At 45.0% G+C, this 19,586-nt stretch carries 15 protein-coding genes; 5 read left to right on the top strand and 10 right to left on the bottom strand.

Features of this window, described 5'->3' with window-relative positions; genetic code table 11:
* Window positions 1-3: 3 nt before the first annotated feature.
* From QUB63_RS18245 to QUB63_RS18210, 8 genes are all read right to left on the bottom strand, one after another.
* Window positions 4-2,328: an NHLP family bacteriocin export ABC transporter peptidase/permease/ATPase subunit gene (locus tag QUB63_RS18245; protein ID WP_332946679.1), complete on the bottom strand. Its 2,325-nt coding sequence runs from the start codon at window positions 2,326-2,328 to the stop codon at window positions 4-6.
* Window positions 2,329-2,494: 166 nt separating this feature from the next.
* A complete protein-coding gene (locus QUB63_RS18240) occupies window positions 2,495-4,282 on the bottom strand; it encodes an NHLP bacteriocin system secretion protein (RefSeq protein WP_332946678.1) in 1,788 nt (595 codons plus the stop codon).
* Between the two features lie 52 nt (window positions 4,283-4,334).
* Window positions 4,335-5,444, bottom strand: a complete 1,110-nt coding sequence (locus QUB63_RS18235) for a cyclic nucleotide-binding domain-containing protein (RefSeq protein ID WP_332946677.1) — start codon at window positions 5,442-5,444, stop codon at window positions 4,335-4,337.
* Window positions 5,445-5,633: 189 nt separating this feature from the next.
* Window positions 5,634-6,794: a DUF7005 family protein gene (locus QUB63_RS18230; RefSeq protein ID WP_332946676.1), complete on the bottom strand. Its 1,161-nt coding sequence runs from the start codon at window positions 6,792-6,794 to the stop codon at window positions 5,634-5,636.
* Between the two features lie 12 nt (window positions 6,795-6,806).
* Window positions 6,807-7,667 carry a Tll0287-like domain-containing protein gene (locus QUB63_RS18225; RefSeq protein ID WP_332946675.1) on the bottom strand — a complete coding sequence of 287 codons (861 nt, stop codon included), beginning with the start codon at window positions 7,665-7,667 and terminating at the stop codon, window positions 6,807-6,809.
* 151 nt (window positions 7,668-7,818) lie between these two features.
* On the bottom strand, window positions 7,819-8,580 hold the full coding sequence (locus QUB63_RS18220) for a MinD/ParA family ATP-binding protein (protein WP_332946674.1): 762 nt from the start codon (window positions 8,578-8,580) through the stop codon (window positions 7,819-7,821).
* Between the two features lie 540 nt (window positions 8,581-9,120).
* A complete protein-coding gene (locus QUB63_RS18215) occupies window positions 9,121-9,798 on the bottom strand; it encodes a hypothetical protein (RefSeq protein ID WP_332946673.1) in 678 nt (225 codons plus the stop codon).
* A complete protein-coding gene (locus tag QUB63_RS18210) occupies window positions 9,795-10,355 on the bottom strand; it encodes a GNAT family N-acetyltransferase (protein ID WP_332946672.1) in 561 nt (186 codons plus the stop codon). The genes QUB63_RS18215 and QUB63_RS18210 overlap by 4 nt, the downstream gene beginning before the upstream one ends.
* A 551-nt stretch (window positions 10,356-10,906) precedes the next feature.
* Between QUB63_RS18210 and QUB63_RS18205 the strand changes: the two genes are divergently transcribed.
* From QUB63_RS18205 to QUB63_RS18195, 3 genes are all read left to right on the top strand, one after another.
* A complete protein-coding gene (locus QUB63_RS18205) occupies window positions 10,907-11,128 on the top strand; it encodes a hypothetical protein (RefSeq protein ID WP_332946671.1) in 222 nt (73 codons plus the stop codon).
* A 171-nt stretch (window positions 11,129-11,299) separates the two neighbouring features.
* On the top strand, window positions 11,300-13,390 hold the full coding sequence (locus QUB63_RS18200) for a hypothetical protein (protein WP_332946670.1): 2,091 nt from the start codon (window positions 11,300-11,302) through the stop codon (window positions 13,388-13,390).
* Window positions 13,391-13,794: 404 nt separating this feature from the next.
* On the top strand, window positions 13,795-14,451 hold the full coding sequence (locus tag QUB63_RS18195; RefSeq protein WP_332946669.1) for a hypothetical protein: 657 nt from the start codon (window positions 13,795-13,797) through the stop codon (window positions 14,449-14,451).
* Between the two features lie 3 nt (window positions 14,452-14,454).
* On the opposite strand, the gene QUB63_RS18190 is transcribed toward QUB63_RS18195, so the two are convergent.
* Window positions 14,455-15,519 (bottom strand): DUF5895 domain-containing protein, encoded by a 1,065-nt coding sequence (locus QUB63_RS18190; RefSeq protein WP_332946668.1) that lies wholly within the window; start codon window positions 15,517-15,519, stop codon window positions 14,455-14,457.
* 82 nt (window positions 15,520-15,601) lie between these two features.
* On the opposite strand from QUB63_RS18190, the gene QUB63_RS18185 reads away from it, so the two are divergent.
* Window positions 15,602-17,536, top strand: a complete 1,935-nt coding sequence (locus QUB63_RS18185; RefSeq protein WP_332946667.1) for a type IV secretory system conjugative DNA transfer family protein — start codon at window positions 15,602-15,604, stop codon at window positions 17,534-17,536.
* Entirely contained in the window at window positions 17,533-18,696 is a 1,164-nt protein-coding gene (locus QUB63_RS18180; RefSeq protein ID WP_332946666.1) for a hybrid sensor histidine kinase/response regulator, read from the top strand. Before QUB63_RS18185 ends, QUB63_RS18180 begins: the two co-directional genes overlap by 4 nt.
* 122 nt (window positions 18,697-18,818) lie before the next feature.
* On the opposite strand, the gene QUB63_RS18175 is transcribed toward QUB63_RS18180, so the two are convergent.
* Complete coding sequence (locus QUB63_RS18175; protein WP_332946665.1) at window positions 18,819-19,496, bottom strand: response regulator transcription factor; 678 nt, start codon at window positions 19,494-19,496, stop codon at window positions 18,819-18,821.
* Between the last annotated feature and the right edge of the window lie 90 nt (window positions 19,497-19,586).

Raw genomic sequence — 19,586 nt, 5'->3', positions numbered from 1 at the left:
AACCTATGCCTCCTCCGAACTAATCAAACGAACATAAGCCCCCGCGCGATCGCGCAAGTCCTCGTGAGTACCTCTCTCAACCACTTTCCCCCGTTCCAGCACCAGAATTTCGTCGCAGTCCCGAATCGTACTCAGCCGGTGAGCTACCACAATACAAGAACAGCCGCGACGGCGCAGGTTGCGATCGATCGTCAACTCTGTTTCAGCATCCAAGGCACTCGTTGCCTCGTCGAGCACCAACACCGCCGGATTTCTCACCAAAGCCCTAGCAATTTCTAAACGCTGGCGCTGTCCCCCGCTCATGTTCGTGCCCCCTTCGCTGAGTTGGGCGTCATATCCCCCAGGCATATTCAAAATCAAATCGTGAATCGCCGCATCTGTGGCGGCGCGCACCAAATCAGCTTCTGGAACCGTTGAGTCCCACAGGGTGAGATTTTCGCGAACAGTCCCCGCAAACAAAAAGATATCCTGCTCAACCATTGCGAGCGAATTAGCGAGGATCGATCGCTGAATCTGTTGGCGGGGAATGCCGTCAAACAAAATTTCACCTTCCCAAACCTGGTAAAGCCCAGTAATCAGTTTGGCAACAGTAGACTTGCCAGAACCGCTGCCGCCTACCAAAGCTATCCGCTGACCGGGTTTGACAGTGACAGTCAAATTTTCAATTAAGGGAGAGTCTAACCTGTTGTAGCCAAAACTGATGTTTTGCAGTTCGACATAACCCTTTAGCTGAAACGAGTCTGAGGTGATGCTGTTTGAGGAATGCGGTGCAGAGCCGATCGCCCTTGTCTCTACAATTGACCCTGGGGAATTGGCAGGAATTTCTAATCCTGCGTCCCCAAGCGAATACCTGTGGAACCCTCTACCCCTCTGGGCTTCTGGATCGGTGGGATTTTGCAAAACATCATCGAGACGGCTTAAATCGGCTTCCAGCTCTTGCAGGGTAGTGCCAAAACCGACAAGATTGTTAACTGGCGTCAGAAATTCCTGCGTTAAACTTTGGTACGCGATCAGCATCCCCATACTCAAGCTGCCGTTCATCACCCGCAGCCCGCCGACAACTAAAATAGACGTTGAGGCCAAGCCCATCAAAAATCCGGGCAATATTGACAGAATTTGAGACGGGAGTGCCAATTCTTGCTGGGCGTTGAGCATTTTGGCATAATAGCCAGAAAACTTAGAAAACAAGTCATACTCTAAACCGCTGGCTTTGATTGTTTCGATCGCTTGGATACCGCCGATCCCAACTCCGCTGACTTTGCCGCTTTCAGATGCGAGTCTGGTATTGGTATCGACGCGGCTGCGGGATAAAGATTGCAGGGCGAAGAAGTTGAGGGCGGCGAAGAAAATGGCGACACCGGTTAACACTCGATCGTACATCAGCATGATCGCAGCGTAGAAAACCATCATCACCGTGTCGATCGCAGTGGTAGCAAGTTTTCCCGACAATACCTCTGCAACCTTGTCATTAAGTTCGCTGCGGCTGCTGATTTCGCCCGTGAATCTCTGTGCGTAAAACCCGACTGGCAAGCGTAAAGTATGCCACAGAAATTGTCCCGACATTGAAACCGACAATTTAACAGCAAGCCGCCGCAGGTAAACAAACCGCAATTTGGCCAGCAGCCCCCGGATCGCAGTTGCAAACAGCATTACCAACAGCAAAGGCCGCAGCCATTCAGTACGGTTTTCGACGAGAATTTCATCGATAAAAATTTGGCTGAAAGCCGGTACCGCCAGACGGGGAACAGTTAGCAGCAATCCTGCTACCAAACAAAAGGCGATCGCCCACCGCGAACTTTGGAGGCGATCGCTTAAGGCAGGGATAATTCCGGGTTTTTTGCCTCCTTTTTTAAAGTCTGGCCCCGGTTCCATCATCAGGACAACGCCGGTATAAGCGCGATCGAATTCATCGAGATCGACTGTTCTCGGCCCCGCAGCCGGATCGTTGAGGTAAACGCGTTTTTTAGTAAACCCTTCTACTACTAAAAAGTGGTTGAAGTTCCAAAAAACAATATAGGGAGGGGGAAGAATTTTTAAGTCGGCGATCGGCTTTTTGAATCCTTTAGCATCCAGGTTGTAAAGTCGAGCTGCTTTGAGTATGTTGGATGCTTTGCTGCCATCTCGCGAGACTCCGCACTCGCGGCGCAATTCTGTTAGCGGTACAGTTCCGCCCCAGTAGCTCAAGATTATTCCTAAAGCAGCGGCACCGCATTCAACTGCTTCCATTTGCAAAATTGTCGGAGTGCGGGCGCGTCGCAGTTTGCGTTTGATCTTGAGTTTGGCAATAAAAGAGGATAAGTTCTTGGGTATAAAAGAGGATAAGTTCATAGCTTTGTTTGTTGTTTGCGATATGCGCTGTGAATTAATTTTTTTTAACGAACCGCGAAGGCGCGTTCTGCGAAGCAGTTCCCGTAGGGTAGAGCGCGAAGAAAGAAAAGCTTACTGGCTCGGTATTCTTCCTTCTTCCTTCTTCCTTCTTCCTTCTTCCTTCTACTTAGTTAACGCCTGTCAAAGACTTAAAAATAGGAATCACGTAAGAAATAGGCGCTTGTTCTGCGATTTGCACTCTGACTGAGGCGGTAGTTCCTGACGTAAGTTTTAGCGCAGGCCCTTTGGAGGAAGACCACTTATAACCGCTGATATTATTTGAATCTTCTTCCAGTTCAGCAAATATTTGTACTGGCGCGCCGCCGCCCGCTGTCAAACTTTCCGAGAGTTTATTTGCCATATTTTCGTTGCCAATAATTGCTGACATTTCTTGGTTGGTTACGGGGAAGGGAGAAACGCGAGTTACTTTGCCGATAATGCCGCCGTAGCGTTCTCGCTTGACGACGCTGGGAGTAACTTGTACGCTCATTCCAGGTTGAATTTGTTTCCCATCTTTGTCAGCAAAATAGACGAGACTTATTATTTTTGCACCCGGATCTTCTGCTTCGATCGCCCCTAACCGCATACCGGCACTGAGAATTTGACCGGGTGCGACGCCAAGTTCTAAAATCTTGCCGTCATATTGGCTGACAATTTTGCTGTCGCCTGCCAATTTCATGTCTAATTGGGCAATCTTGCGTTTAATTTCTTGAATCTGATTTGTTTGGCTGACAGTCTTTTCTAAATCTTGTTGGGCTAACTTGGTTTCTTGATTTTTGATATCTTTGATTTTGGTTGTGATTTCGTCAATTTTGTTGAGATTTTGGAGGTGTTCGCGTTCAGTCGTAGTCTTTTCAATGTCTACTTGTTGAATATTGTTTTTAATCTCGTTCATTTTAGTGAGATTTTGTTGGTATTCGCGTTCGGCATTGGTCGCTTGAATGTCGATTTCTTGAAGGTTATTTTTGATTTCATTAATTCGATTGAGGTTTTGCATATATTCGCGCTCGTTAGTAGTTTTCTGAACATCGAGTTCTTTGAGTTGCGTTTCGATATCTGAGACTTGCAGTTGAGATTTCATATATTCCTGCTGGACTTGCAAAAGCTGTTCCTGGGTGATAATCTTTTCATCAAAAAGACTGCGGTGGGCTTCTACCCGCTGCTGTAGGGTTTTTATTAAAGAACTGATTTCTTGCTTTTGCTGTTTGAGGTTTTGACGTTTTTCTTCGATCACTGTGAGAGTTTGCTGCCGCAGCAAGGGCACGCTCGATTCTCGGCGCAGACTTTCTTGCAGGGTTTCGCGTTTTTGTGTCAAAGCATTGAGGGTTTGTTGGCGCAGCAGCGGTGCGATTGACTCTCTCCGCAAACTTTCTTCCAAACTTTGGCGTTTTTGTCTTAAAGCAGTGAGGTTTTGTTGGCGCAGCAGCGGTGAAATTGATTCTCGGCGCAAACTTTCTTCGAGGTCTTGTTGCTGCTTTTGCAGCGTGTTTAATTCCTGCAAAATCTGTTGTTTTTGCAGTTTATTTGTATCGATTTTTTGCCGTTCCAGTTCAGCTAATTTTGCTTTTTCTTGTTCTAATTGTTGCTTGAGGGTTGATTGGTCAATTGTCGCGATTACCTGACCGCGCTTCACTGTATCTCCCACTTTAATCTTCAGGTTTAATAATCCACCGGCATTCGGTGCTTGAAATTGCACGATTCGGCGCGGCTGAATCAATACTCCTTGACCCGTCACATTCAGCGGAATTCGCCCAACTACACTCCAAACAGTGGCAGCAGCTACTAAGGCGCCGATCGCACTTAAAGGCAGCCAAGCTCTTGGACTAACTACCTGAATCATTTGATCCAGTCTTTCTGGCGAAGATAAGCGCTCTAGCGCTTCTTGACGGAAAAGTTTGTTATTTTTAGTTTGCACCTTCTAATTCCTCCTGTTTGTTCTAGCGAGCGCAGTCCTTAAAACAATTGAATTAAATCGAAATCTTTAACCGCTTCAGCATCCAATCAAATCTCTTACCCCCTAAACTGAGATCGTCCATCATGTTGACATCGATTTCATCAGCGTATCGAGAATTTCCCGACAGATTTTCCCCCAACAGATAACTACTTCTGCCGTATCCGACGCGACCGATTAGAGCTTGCATTCTAGCAGAAATTAACATAGCAATCGCTCTCAAAAAACGAGTCCCCATCGCCGGATTTTTCTGTATTTCAATGGACAATTGTTGTTTGTCGATCGCCAATACCTGTAAATTTTCCAAAGCTTTAAAACTATAAGCCGACAAACGGGTATCAATTAAAGCCATTTCCCCAGTAATTTCACCCCTTGTCAATTGAGCAATTTCGTATCCGGGCGACTCATCGCTTTCCTCCAAATTTTCAAGCATTGAAAAAACGCTGGCGAAACTGCTGCTGCTATTTTCACTGAAAGCAACTGATGCAGTTCCCCGCAGCAGCAGGTAAAGCGTATCTACTGGCCGATTTGCCCGAATTAACATCGTGTCGGCGGCAATTTCTTCAACGCGGCTGTATCTGACAATCCAGTCAACATCACTGTCGCTGAGTTCCCCAAACAGCAAGGGAATATCTTGCAGGGGCGATATTTTCAAATTCTGGCGGCGGATAAATTGTTGAATTAATCGATCGAACCGGTTTTGCTGTAAAATTGCGATCGCCCGATAAAACCGACAAGCAAAGTCCGCGTCTTGTCGCAGTTTCCCCAGCAATTTCTGGCGGGGCAAAACTAAAACTGTTGATTTTTCTGTTGTTTTTACCGCAGTGGCGGCGGGACTGAGATTGAGAAATGATGTTTCCCCTAGCACGTCGCCGCTAGAAAAGCGACCAATTTCTTGCTCTAAATCTGTGTCATCTTCCACGGCAGAAAAACCACCTGCTAATACACTTTCTGAGTTGCTTTTAACGGTAGCGGTTAGACTGCCATCAAGCACAATATACAAGCTGTTAACGCTGCTTTGCTGTCGGATCAGTATGGTGTTAGAGGCAAGCTGCTGTCGGCTGCCGTTGGCGATCATCCAGTTAATGTCGCTGTTATTCAACTGTTGGATCAAAACTTCTGTCATAACCTTTTTTTGTTTTATGTATTGTTGTCATTCACTGCGGGCGATCGGATGTTTAAACTTCATCACTCTTGGAGGAAACTGTCACATCAGGTAGGGTGCGTCAGATGGGAAAACCCTTATTTTTCCTATTCACCTGAAGACTGACGCACCCTACAACATCGTTAAAGTGTGCCAGGGCTTTAGTCGAGTTCATATTGCCACAGCCAAGTTAGCCGACGCTGCAAATTTTTGCAAAAATTCGGCAGAATCGTCCGCTAATTCTTCTAGAGTTAGGGCAGTTAAAGTTACGATCGCAGAAACTTGTTCTAAAGGACTTCTCTGCTGTTGGCAAAATTGTTTGTCAAAGCGATCGAGATTTTCCGCTGCTTTTTTCACCAGTATTTGCAGAATTTTAAACGCACTGTCTGACAGCACAGGTTCGCCCCTATAGTTTTCCAACCTACCGCCTTTGCGGTATGCCGGAAATGATTCTAAGCCGATAAAATGTAAAAACCAGTCGGATCTATAGTGTCCCAAAGCTGCGACAATGCCTCTGTAGTCAGCAATTAATTCATCGGTCATATTATTTCGCATTGAACCAAAAAAGCGGCGCGTAAAGTAATGCGTAGATTCGTGTTCGAGGCGGATTTTTAGAGAAAGTTGCTGCCATTCAGCTTCAGTTAATCCCAGATTGCTGGCTGTCACGTTGCTGTAGGGGCCCGTACTCAAAACTATCAACCGATCTTGATACAATTCTTTGCGGGGAATTAAGCGTTTAAATTCTGCCTTCCAGTCAGTCTCAGAGTATTTATTTTGTCGGACACTCCACTGCTGTTTGTATTGCTCGATCCGATGCCAATTGTTGTAGCCGCTAATCGTACAAGCCCCCATAGAATCGGGAATTGGCTGCGGTTCATTGCGTTTCGTAAGTGCTTGCACTAACGTGACAAAATCCTCTCGGTTGGCAGCTATTAATACTGGAATAGTACCCGCCAGAGTTTGATGCAATTGAAGTTGAAGTTTTTCGGGTTCGGTGAAAGTTAGCGGAGTGCCGATCGCACTTTCGTCTGGAAACTTTCCTTTGCGAGTAGCTGCACGGTATTCTTCAGTTTCGCTGATTCCTGCAAGTATGGGAAACTGAAACTGTATCAAACACTCTTTCAATACTTCATAAACTCCCGCTGTTTCTGCGGCTGCTGCGTATTTTTTCCAAACAGTAACGCCCCGTTCAGGATCGGGGGGAAAGGTTTGGGGAAGCTGGACACTGCTAAAATCAAAAACATTTTGGTTGTAAGCCAGCAGTTCGGCAATTTCAGAATCGTCGGCACCGCAGTCTACTAAAACTTTTGTACGCAATTGCTGTTGGTTCACGGGACAAATACCTCAAGTATTAACTATCAGATTTGGGAGTTGCTTTCCGGTTTCGCTAAAACTTTTTAATCCCATTGCTAAACTCAGCTTTATCCGAGTAAAAACTTCTACTAAACTACCAATTTCATCGTTAGATTTTTTGTCAAAATCAGCAGTCAGATCGCCTGTACTCATAGCTTCTGCTACTAAGACTATATTCTTAATCGGTCGAATAATATATTGCTTTAGCCACAGGTTAGCCATCAATATTGTCACCGCAAAAACCATCGCTACAATTCCCATAACTACAACAAACGATTGGCGAGCTTTCTGCAAAACTTGACTGGCGGGAACAGAAACAATTTGAGTACCGAGAACTTCATTCAATTTCCAGCCAAATCCATTGATTGTGCCGTAAATTTTAATCATGTCTTTAGGCGCAGCGTCTGGCGTGCTGTGACATCTCAGACAACTAGATGCAGTTACGCTGATGGGACGAGCGATGTAAAAAATTTCTTTGCCTCCTAAAGAACGAAATCCTTGCAATTGTTTGGTATTTATCTTCTTGCAAAAATCAGCCACTAATCCGGTTTCAAATTCATCACTTTTATCGCGTATATTAGTGGGATTTAACATCGCTTCTTTGTAAGAATAATCCCCGCAATCAGTTTCGTCAGACCGCAGTTTATCGAAAACTTTATTTGCTGAATAAGCTGGAACAGTCTGCGGTAAAAATTCATCAGGTTTCAACCGAGCAACTAACTGCGGTGACACTTCAGTATTACTGTAACACCGGACAGAGTTCATGCTCTGCATCAACAGCAAAGCTTTTGAACTAATCTCAGCTTTAGCCTTGTAATTCAGGACGCTAGCTAAAGCGATGACACTTAACATAATTCCTCCTGGAAATATGGCTAGCAGTAGGATAGTTAGCTTTTTAGCTAACGTTAAATTATTTAATTTTGGGGAAAATTTTGTTAGCATAAACAACAGGTAAAAAAATAAATAAAGCTAAAATTATCACTGAATTTGGCGTTTTTTTTAATTAATTGACGATTTGTTGGGCAACTTTCTCGATCGCTAGACTTATAGCATGATTGGGATAGTGCAAGCAAAAAATGCCGCTGCTAGCAAGTCGAAGTATGTCGTGGAACTCAGGAATGATGGCTGCCACTGGGGCTTGATAATTTTGTTCGACTTGTTGCCGCAGATCCTCGAAGTCGTATTCTACTAAAGCTTTATTAATTAGTAGCAGCAACTTGGGAACTCGCAGCCGGCCCGCTACATCTACTGTTACCGCAGTACCCTGAAAATATTGCTGGTCTGGTCGAAGTACGAACACAACAAGATCGGAGGTAGTTAGCGATATTAAAGTTTCTTGATTGAGACCCGGGTGAGTGTCAATAAATAAGTAGTCAAGATTCAGGTTTTTGATTAAATCTTTGAAGCCTTCTAGCAGCAGTTCAACGTCAACTCGCTCGCGCAATATGCGAGAAATATCGTTGATTTTAACGCTGGAAAGAACTAAGTAAATGCGACTGCTGCTTGTTTCTTGGTCTGCGAGTACGGAGGTGACATCGCAAGCGGCATCTGCGATCGCACAACGACCCCAAAGAAAGTCATTGAGGGTATGTTCGATCTGTTCTTGGTCAATGTCAAACAAGATGTGAATCCCGGGGGATTGAATGTCAGTGTCAACTATGCCGACCCGATAGCCTTTGCTGGCAACAGCTACCGCAAGATTGGCTGTTGAATTTGATTTGCCCGTGCCGCCTCGATACGAGTGAATTGAGACAATTTTTGACATGATTGATTGTTCTGGTTAAGAGTGATTTTTTTTCAATCCCAGCTTGGTCCGTAACTTTTATAAGTACGATCGACTGGACGCTGTTTGCTTTTGCGGGCAGCATCTTGTGGTTGAATGCACTCAACGAAAGGAGGTGTATTGAGAGATACCTTTTTTCGGCTGCTCTCTTATGTGATTTAATAGGTGTAAGGCTAATTGACTTATGCAGTAGATGCCCCCAACTCATAGATTGGAACGATCGCACTTTACAAGCAAATTCGGAGTAGAGAGATCGTAGGCCGAGCGCTCCGTGTATGTGCCAGTACCGGGTGCGGAATGTGGGATCGAGAGTTTCTCTCCTACCGCTTTCGCTTCCCACGCCATAGGAAGTGAAAGCCTCAACTTAAGTGATGAGCTTCGGGATACTCTGTCACGATTACTCCCTTCCGGGTATAAGATTATGTACTTCTTCTGCTCTGTGACGGAGCGTCTGCGTGCATCAAAAGCCGTCAATCGCAATACAAATTTTTCGGGTGGGAAGCGAGTAACTGGGCAATGTTTTTATCTAAAATTGTCAGTCAAGTCCAAGGAAATAACTCGCTCGGGCGCAAGAAGACCTCCGACTTTTATTACTTGCAATTCTCCGGTTTCGTGAGGGTACTGTGCTTTCACTCGGGCAATTGCTGCATCTAAACTAGAAGCCTGAGCAATATACACTTTTTGAATAGCGCTTAGCACCCAAATAGGTTGGGGCCACTTATGTCGGGGTTGTAGAACTGAATTGTGAATTACTTGGCAAGTATACAGAACAATTTGCTCGCTCGCACTTGACGAACAAAACTCCCCCAATTCCGATTCAATACACTGTTTGAGTTCTGGCGTGGGAATGTATTCTGCAACTGATTCTTTGGGCGTTAATTCCGGTTGATGATTCGCAGATCGAATGCTTTCTTGCACTACTAGCGATTCTACAAAATAACTCACTTGGGTGACGATCGAGTCAAAATCTACCTCCATCAATAAATGACCTAAATACTCCCTCAACAAATTTCTTAACTTCTCATCGGATATATTGATGCCGCAAGTTTTTAAGTAAACTGAAGGGCGATCTCCTAAATTCCGGCCGCAGCCAACTTCCCCGTTAGCTGCATCTTCAGCTTCTACCAGCTCCATCAAACGCTGGTGGCAGATTGTATCATCTATTGTGGATTGAGGCTCGGAGGGAATTGATTTACTCATATTTCTGTCCTTAATGTTTCAAAGTAATTAAGATTGTCGGGTTCTTCAGGATCTGGACCGCAGTCTAGCAGCCCCACTCTCAATTTTCTATAAAATACTAGCGCACGCCTCAATGCGTGCAAGCCTATTCTCCCTTGGTATCCTAATTCTTCACTGCGAGCGATCGCAAAATCTATCAGAGTTCCACCTACTCCTTTATAAGTAGGAGGATTGGTGATAGCAAGTCGGTTCCAAGGAGCCGTTGCTAGGGCCCTGATATACACCAATCTACGTCTTAATTGAGACTCAATATAGCAGCGTTTTTTTCGGATATCAATTGTCATTAAACCCTGAGTTGTGCCATCGCACTCAATGGCATATAGTTCATCTCCCGGTAAAAATTTAGTTCGATAGCTTTTGCTAATCCAATCCCAGTATTCATCTTCTTCTCCACTACCTCTAAGGATTGGTTCCCAGAGAGTAGTGGCATCTTCTAAATGCTTTTGGGTAACAGAGGTCAGAATGGCATCAACCACCTGCATATCTCGAACTCGAAGAAGCTGGATGGGGCGATTCAATTGCAACACCTAACTCGATAACTAGATTATAGCCTAATACAGTTTCTAAAGTTGATAAATTTATGTATGACTGGGCGATACACACCTGGAATTAACTGAATAGTAAGGGGTTTGGAAACAACGTTTGGAATGACTACCGCGCCCTTGATAGCTACAGGCATACAGCTATGGGTAATACCTGGATGCAGTACAAAAAAGAAACTACAAAATATGAATGTCAAGTTTAATTACCCAGCTTGAATTGAGGCGATCGCTCCAGGTACTGGCATCTCTGCACGAGATACCTTCGTCCGCATCGCTGCTAATCAAGAATTACTGACCATTCTGTCTGATGTGCCAGCTAGTTATATTACTTCTGCTGCATTTACCTTTGTTAGAACATATTTGTCAACCTCTTTTACTGAACTGGCGTTCTAGGCAACCTTCATAAAGCTGCCCCCTCCATGTGGAGGGGGTAATTTTTACTAAACGAAATCGCTCACCGGGATGAAGTTGCAGGAATTAGATGCGATTTAAATTGGAATTGTTCACCACATGAACTCATAAAAACCATGCATAATTCATCGATTGAACCTAATTCCGGCTCTAACAACTCCGGTTACGAATCGGCACCCGATTTGACTGTCGGTTACTCGTCATCTAAAGAAGTTCGTCAAGGTAATTTTGACAACGCTTACCAAGAAAATGTCTATGACTTGTCCAACCTAGCAGATACTCCTTGGACAGATTCAGCAGTCCGCCCGAATCCACAGCTTGAGCTGGAGCTTGATTAAAGAAAAAAGCGAAGAGGGGGAGAAAGGGATAAGGAGATTTAGCTGATGAGTTATTTCTGCAATGCTGCTCTTGTTTTTCTAATGTTTTAAAGACAGTAAAAATCTTTGCCAGATCAGAAATAATAGAGCAGCTTTTTTTACCTGATTTTAGTTAACATCAATAGGATTCCCATGAACAGTCCAAAGCAGTTAAAAAAATCAATCCCGGTAGGAGGATATGCTTTAATAGCGGCCAGTACACTTGGCCTAATTTTTGCTTTCGTCTGCATTACTTTCTTCAGCTTTCCATCAATTGCTAGCGCCAGTTCCTTACCTACTAAAATTTGGGAAAAAGAACAATCTAGAGTTTTGCTGCCAGATTGGAGCCAGATTACCTTTAGTTCCCTACCCGCCGTTGCTAGTTCTGGAAGTTCTGGCGGTCGAAGGTGGCAAGCTGGCACATCTGTTGACAACATCTTGAAACTGGGTGACATTAACGACGTAAAACCTGAAATTCTGTCTTTGCAAGGAATTGAACAATTGGCATTAGGGGGTATCAATTTAGAGAATATCAGCTTGTCAGCATTTCCCTTAGCTGGGAAGCAAACAGTCGGTCACTTGGCTGAAATTGTTCCGAATCTGGGCCAATTTCAATTGAGCGATGTTCCTCCAATTGCTTCTTTATCTTCTAAAATAGCCGGAGTGAACCCTAACATCAGCCAATTGCCAATTGGTCAAGCTGTAAAACAAGTACCGCAACTAGCGCAGGCAAAACTTAACCAAATTGACCTATCTGAGTTTGCGATCGCCCAAATTCCCAACCTTAATAGCGTAAATTTAGAACAGTTCTCTGGCTGGTCAGAGGAACTCATCAGCAATATTCCGCTCCTGAGTCAAGTCCCGCTTTCTAATTTTCCTGTTCCTATTGCGTCTATTGGCAGCACAGTCATGCGAATTGACACGATCTACAGTCGGTACGAGAGCAAGCGCCATAACACAATTTCCGGTTCTGATGTAGAAGGATTTGCGGTAGCCTGCGAGAAAGATTGCGCTTATATCGAACTCGACGACATGGAAAACGCCGGTCGCCGCGCCGCAGGGCCGCTAGAAGGCAAGCAGTGGATTAGCGGCAAATACCAGGAAGTGCGAGGTGGTTCTGGCTGTTTGACCGGTTGGGAACCGACGGGCCGGCATCCTTTTGGGGAAGTGTTTAAAGTAGTGGTAATGGAACCGTCAGAAACCAGCGATACTGTTGACACGGCTCTGTACTTCAGGTTTAGTTTACCCTGTGGCAAATCGCCTTACATTATTGGTCCGGTTCCGTTTCTCAGTTACAGCGTTAATTCGCCTATGTTTGTCGGTCGATTGGAAGGCGGTTCTTCTAACAGTATTTCGCGTTCAAAAGGCGTCGCATCTGAAACAAAACCTTCAAAGCCGCTGAGTTCAAATCAAGCTAAAAAAAACGCTTTACCAACTCAGCCGGTACCTGAATCAAAGCGAGAGTGCGCGCGCCCCGCAACTGACGTAAACGGTGTGGATGTAGCTTCATTAGGGGAGGCGTTAGCAAAGCTTTCCGAAGGAATCGCCAATTTGGAAAATGCAGCCAGTGGCGATTACGAAGCTATTGGCGAGATCGTTTGTACCGAAGGATCTCAAAACTGCGGGCGGGCGATCGGTCGCTATCAGTTAATGAGTTACCGGGAAGACGTGCAGCGTGCTGTCAGCTCAATTCCAGGGGGGGCTAACTTTCTCCTGAAAGTCAACAAAGGTCAAAAACCTACAAGAGAGGAACTATTCCAATATTTTCCTCCTGCTGTTCAGGATAAAGTTTTGCAAAATTCTCTAGCTGAGAACGTAGTCAGCAGTCAACAGGAAATTGACCCTAAAACTGGGCAGGTGTTCAAGGGCGATCGCTTAATTGAGCGAGTAGCACAGAAACACTTTGGGGGTTCGGGCAGTAAAATTGATGCCAGCTATTCCAACATTTTAGGTGGCTACTCTCTCAAACAGTACGGGGAAAAAGTTCGAGAGCTTTATAACCACAATACCAGCGACCATTGCCAAGCTAATTCTGGTGACAGCAATGGCATCAGCAACTCGGTCGGCTCCGGCATTACTTTAAATGCTAGTTGGAGTATTAAGGTTGCGCCGTTCATCAGCTTTTTTTTGGTGGGAATGTGGTTCTTAATTCGACTTTTTTACAAGCACAAGCAGCAACTTTTTATGATGTTAATCGGTTTGGGACTAGCAATTAGTCTTAGCATGGCTGCGTTCTCCCATTGAACCAGGGGAAAGAGGAGGTGGAAAAGCAAATTATTAACAACTCTAACAACCTTCTCTAAAACCAGGACGTTTTTAATTGCTGAAACCATTGATTTTAGGGCATTGATATCAATTCCAGTTGTATTGGAATGATTAGACCCCAGAGGACACAGAGGACATAGAGGACACACAGAAAGAGAAGAGAGAGATAATAATTCCGATGTCAACTGATTAGAGATGACTTGTTCCTTAACTGTTCAGGATATAAATTCTAGAGTCGTTTTGTCTTCCCCAAAGGAAGTCATAAAAATTGACTCTTTAGACATAAAACAGCTTACTTCCGCCAAAAAAGCTCTCTTTTATTGTCTTTTTTTTCTGCTTTATTGTCCGTTTTTTTCTTTTATTTTGTATGATGGGAGTAACAAATGGTTAAACAAAATAGGGTTAAGCAACAAACAGCAGGCACCCAAAAGATTGTCAATCCCCCGGTTTGGTTAAATCAACTTGGTTACTGGTTTCGCATTGGTTTGACAGTTTTTACCGCCCTGTCGCTATTATTGGGGACAGTTGCTTGCACGAATTCTAGTTCAGCAACAACCGCACCAGCTTCTTGGCAACAAGCTTTGCGAGTCACTCCAAAAGAAACTTTAACCCTAATTGTAAAGGAACACAGCAGCCTTCCAGAACTCAAAGTAGCGACTGGGCAAAGTGCTGTGGCGGAAGCGATTAAGAGAATGCGAGTGTGGCAAGTTAATGGCTCGGTAGGACGGCTGAACCTTTATGATTTCAATAATTCCGCTCTGTGCGGCACAAAAGGCTGCCTTTATGTTGGCTACTTAATTCCTAATGATTCCGGTATTCCTAATGATTCCGGTCAAGTGTCAACAGAAGTATTTGCAGCTTATCTCGACCCCCATAAACCGCCGAAAACTCCTTTGTTTAAGGCTGACAGTTCTTCGCACGAAGGTTTGCCTTGTCTAGGAGTGAATCAGCTTTCCAAAGAAGGCCGCCGCCAGCTTCAATTTTGCTACGACGGCCTTACCTATCAACTTGCTGACAGCCAGCTTTTCAAAGATGGTTAGTGTTTAGTAGGGGGCGGGTTCATCGAAGTCAAAATCTTCTTCTGAATCAACCTCAACTTCAACCTCAGCCGCCTCGGAAAATTCATCTAATTCCTCTAATTCTGAGTCTGTTCCTCCTTCAACTTGTGCAATTTTGCGAGGGGGTGACAATTTACCTCGATTTTTGCGGTTAGTTACGCTTTCTGGCAACGCCTGGACTTCAGGTTCCGCACCAGCAGCTATAGCTGGCAACCCGGCATCGCTAGCCTCAATGAAACCAGCAATGTTATTGTGCAGTCCCCAAATCAATTTCTTTTGTGGTTTTTGACCGAGAAATAGCTTGTGGAAATTAGCATCTGTTGGCTGAGTAATGCTGTGAGTTTTGCAGCAAAAGGATTTATTTTTGCCTTCCCCTTCTTTAAGAGCTCTAAACTCGACATTCAACACTCCCAAAGAGCGCCACTTGTCATTTTTACCGCTGTAATCTCTCCCAAAGCAATCAGCAAATGCCCGTTCTAAATTGCGGTAAAATTCTTCTCTAGCGCTCTTAAAGCTCCAGAGGGCTACATTCTTGAAGCGGACGACAATCGGTACCTGATGCAGGGGTTGGTTTTTGGGATTTAGAAAGATGAGAGCGTGTTCGGAACACACTTCCTGCGTCTTTTTATCGAGGGAATCGCGATATTCGTCGTAAAGCCCAATAAAAGTACCTGCTAATTCTCCATTTTCTTCAATATCTTTGTAGCGGATGTACTCAGGCACAAAAGCTAATACCAACATTCTCGCTTTTGGGAGCAGTAAGCCTGTCACTTCTTCGCTTAGTTCGACCGTTGTCAATTCCTCAACATTAGGCATTACGTGCCATTCCGCTTTGACAAGCTGGTCGTTCGGGAGCAAAATACCTGCTGGGTTATCGTTAATCACGATTCCATAGGGCAAAGAGGGTTTGCGAGTTTGGTTGTAATCACTGTTGAATAGCTCGGGATCTATCTCGTAATAATCAGCACTCTTGTTCTTTTGCGTGTTGGACTTTCCACTAGAATTCTGTACTGTCTTACTGGGAGATTTCGCGTTATTGCTTCTTACCATTGTTTACCTATTTTTGTCATGGTCTCCCCCTTGAGGCGATAGCCGCTAGCTGAAACATTTAGTTTTTTAAGAGCTAAAAAAAATGAACAATTTGCAATTTTTGCCTAAAATTAACAAAGCTACCTTGATACCAATGGCAGTTCAAACTCCTAAACGTTCGTTAACTAGCATAGATTTTGGCGGGTTGTTGGGTCAGTTTATGAAGCCAGAGGGACTGGCAATGTTAGGACTAATGGCAGTCTTGCTTATTGCTTCCAAATTAGTTGGAAACGGGAAGGGTAAAATTACCTCCGGGCGGCTCTGCGGGACGGCTGAAAAATTGGCAGCCACAGGCTCTGCCCTCAAGCAAATGAAAGAAAAAAAACGGCTGCCCGTTACTTTGTGGAGCGGTACGCCGACTTATTGGTTTAAAGGTTGTCAGGGATTGAGTGCTCGATTGCAAACGCTATTAGGTGCAAATCCGACGGTTTGGTTTCCCCACGCAGAACGCGGAACTTTAGTCATTGGTGCTCCGGGTTCTGGCAAAACATTCAGCGTCATTGACCGGATGGTTGAAAGTGCATTCCAGCAAGGTTTTCCTGCCATTATTTACGACAAAAAAGGAGACCAGATGAAAGTGCTTGCACCCCTTGCAGTGCGCTATGGCTACGATGTGCAAGTGTTTGCGCCAGGGGAAGCTTACAGCGGCACTATCAATCCTCTGGATTTTATGAGAGATGCACAAGATGCAGTAATGGCAGCAGAAATTGGACAAGTTATTGCTCGAAATGCTAGTCCGGGGGAGAGTAAAGGCAATGAGTTTTTTGAGAAAGCAGGCGAGTTGATGGCGAAGGGTTTAGTGCAGTTGGCAAAAAGCAGTCCTTACCCGGATTTAGCTTTTGTGTACGCAATTATTCAACTGCCTGATTTGGTCAAGCGCATCGACCACGCCGTCCACCGACCCGACGGTCATCCCCTCAAAATGGATAGGTGGATTGCCTCTAGTTTTTCGCAGTTATTAAGTTCAAAAGATGCTGAAAAAACAGTGGCGGGCATCAAGGCAACCGCAGAGGCAACCTACTCCAGTTTCATTCAAAAAGATTTGCTGCGGGCATTTATTGGTCGCAGCACCATTCCGATTGCTTTAGAAGGCAAAAAGTGCATTATTTTCAAATTAGATGACCAAAGACGCACTGTAGTGGGGCCGCTGTTAGCTGCTGCTATTCACTTATGTGTGGTGTCTAATTTGAGTCGGGTACGTTCTGACCCATTTTTGTACTGCTTAGACGAGTTTCCGTCTCTCAAGTTTGACAGAATGGATCAGTGGGCTAACGAATATCGTTCTGCTGGCGGCGTGCCGATTGTTGGTATTCAATCACTCAATCAACTCTATAATCTCTATGGGGATAAAAAAGGGGCTGCGATCGCCAGTGCTCTGTCAACTCATGTCCTCTTCAACCCCGGCGATTTTGAGACAGCCGAGAAATATTCTAAGCGGTACGGGGAAGTGGAAGTGCTGGTAAAAAATCGATCGACCGGCAGTTCGACAGGGCAGCAAACGAGCCGTTCTGTCAACTGGAGCGAACAGTTGCAAAAGAAACCGCTGATTAGTCCTGACGAAATTCTGAGGTTTCCTCAAGGCAAGTGCGTCATCACTTCACCGGCCTACGCAACGGGGACGGAAGCTTTATTTCCCTACCCTCTCAAGATTCCGGTGCGGCCCGGCGACATAAAGCGAGCTAAAGATTCTGAACAACTGTGGGACAGCAGCATCAGACCGCAGCTTGAAAGGCGGGCGAAAGCTTTGTCAGTAGAGCAGCAGACAGGTAAACTGCTCAATATAGATGAAGAGCTGGATCAGCGGATTCGATTCGCTTACCAATTGCTGCCACATCCGAACGATCCAGAAGAACCCGTGACTGTGGCGGATGTTAAGTCGCCTGTTAATGCTGCTAGTGCGAACAGCGCGGCTGGGAAAATAGCGGTTGGCAATATTCGGAAAAAACTCAAAACTCTGTCCTTTGGTGGCGATAGATGATGGAGCAAACTAAACAATTTTTGGCTGACATTTTGATTGTTGACGATATTCCCGCTAACATTCAACTACTGTCTCAAGTGCTAATTGAAAACGGTTACAAAGTCAGGAAGTTGATTAGTGGACAGCGAGCTTTAAAAGCAGTAGAGTTGCAAGCACCAGACTTGATTTTGCTAGACATAAAAATGCCCGGTATGGATGGCTATGAAGTCTGCCGTCAACTTAAAGCATCTGAAGCTACTTGTGGTATCCCTGTAATTTTCATCAGTGCTTTAGATGACGTATTTGACAAAGTAAAAGGGTTTGAGGCAGGCGGTGCTGACTACATTATAAAACCTTTTGAGCCTGTTGAAGTGTTGGCGCGGGTATCTGCCCAACTTAAAATGCAGCGTTTACAGCAGCAACTTCGCTGCGCTAACGTGCAATTGGCCGCACAAAATGTTCAGCTCAGCCAGGAAATTCAAGAAAGACAGCAAGCCGAAGCCAATTTAAGAATGCTGTTGCACGCTGTTTCGCACGATTTGCGATCGCCTTTATCGGGAATGTCGCTGCTGCTGCAAAATCGCCTAGCTGATGCTGCCAGCAACATTGCTATTGATAGGCGGACTGTGGAGGTTATGGTGCAAAGTTGTTCGCGCCAACTCCAGTTGATTGAGTCACTAACAGCAACACAACAGTTTGATGTGAAAAGTGCTTATTTAGCAATGAAGCCGCTGTCGCTGCCCGCTTTAGTCCAAAATATTCTTATTGAAAGATTACCAATTCTCAACCAGCATCGAGTCAAGGTTAAGCAGCGTTTTGCAGCAGATTTGCCTTTAGTCAATGCTGATGCCCAGCAGCTCTGGCGGGTGTTTGGCAATCTGATCGACAATGCTGTTAAATACAATCAGTCTGAGTTTATATTGACTGTAGAAGCTAAACGGGAAGGTGAGATGGTTCGCTGTACGGTTGCAGACAATGGGGCAGGAATTTCTCGTCAGCAATGTGCAAGATTATTCGAGCCTTATACGAGGGGAGTTGGAGTTAGTTTAAGGCAAGGATTGGGATTGGGACTTTACATTTGCAGGCAAATTGTTGAGGCTCACGGCGGAGAGATTGGCGTTGATAGCGAATTGGGAAAAGGAGCGAGGTTTTGGTTGACATTGCCAAAGTTTGAAGATTGATAGGCTGCGAGGTGAATTAAAGCGACAAACTGGGAGAAAAAGTATCTACTGTCGCAAAGTATCCACTGTAACAAAGCTCGATCGCCAAAATTGCAGTCACATTATTTTTCTAATCGTAGCGGTTAAACCAAGCCCAAGCGCAGTGCTTTAACGGCTGCATGGGTGCGATCGCTCGCTTCAAATTTAGCTATAATCATCTCTACATGACCTTTGGCGGTGTGGACGCTCATTCCTAGTTGAGCGGCGATTTGTTTATTGCTTTTACCCTCAACTAGCTGCTGCAAAACTTGCATTTCCCGTTCAGTCAGCTTGATGTCGTCATTCGCATAGTTATCGGGCAGTGGCGTTTTGAGATTTTGCAGCACGCAGTCGGCAATCTTAGCGTCCAGGTAACTGCCACCTTCTTGCACAGTCGCAATCGCTAGTAGAAGTTGTTCTGCGTTAGTGCCTTTAACGCAGTAGCCGTGAGCGCCGCTGGACAAAGCCGCCATTACCTGAGTTCGATTGCTGTGGTGGGTGAGCATCAAGATACGAGTATGTAGCAGGGCGGCTCTGATTTGCTGCGCGGCTGCAATACCGTCGATTCCGGGCAAGTCAATGTCCATCAGCACGATGTCTGGTTGGTGTTGCAGTGCGGCACTGACGGCTTCGTTACCGTTAACAGCTTGTGCGACTACTGTTAAATGGGGTTGCTGATTGAGGATATGCTTTAGACCGAGCTGCATCATCGGGTCATCTTCAACTATTAGGATGGTTTTTAGTTGGTTTGTTTTTGGTTGGGTGGCGGTAGTTGCAGTCACGGCTAAGATTCCTACTACATTTTATCCATTCTATCTTATTTTTCCTGACATTAAAGAGTGTCATCCTCCTATCGAAAGAAGAAAAGTATT

Source organism: Microcoleus sp. ARI1-B5, assembly GCF_036705795.1.
In the GTDB taxonomy this organism is placed as follows: Bacteria; Cyanobacteriota; Cyanobacteriia; order Cyanobacteriales; family Microcoleaceae; genus Microcoleus.
Note: the sequence above shows the minus strand (reverse complement) of the source record. Positions and strands in the feature narration are given on the sequence as shown.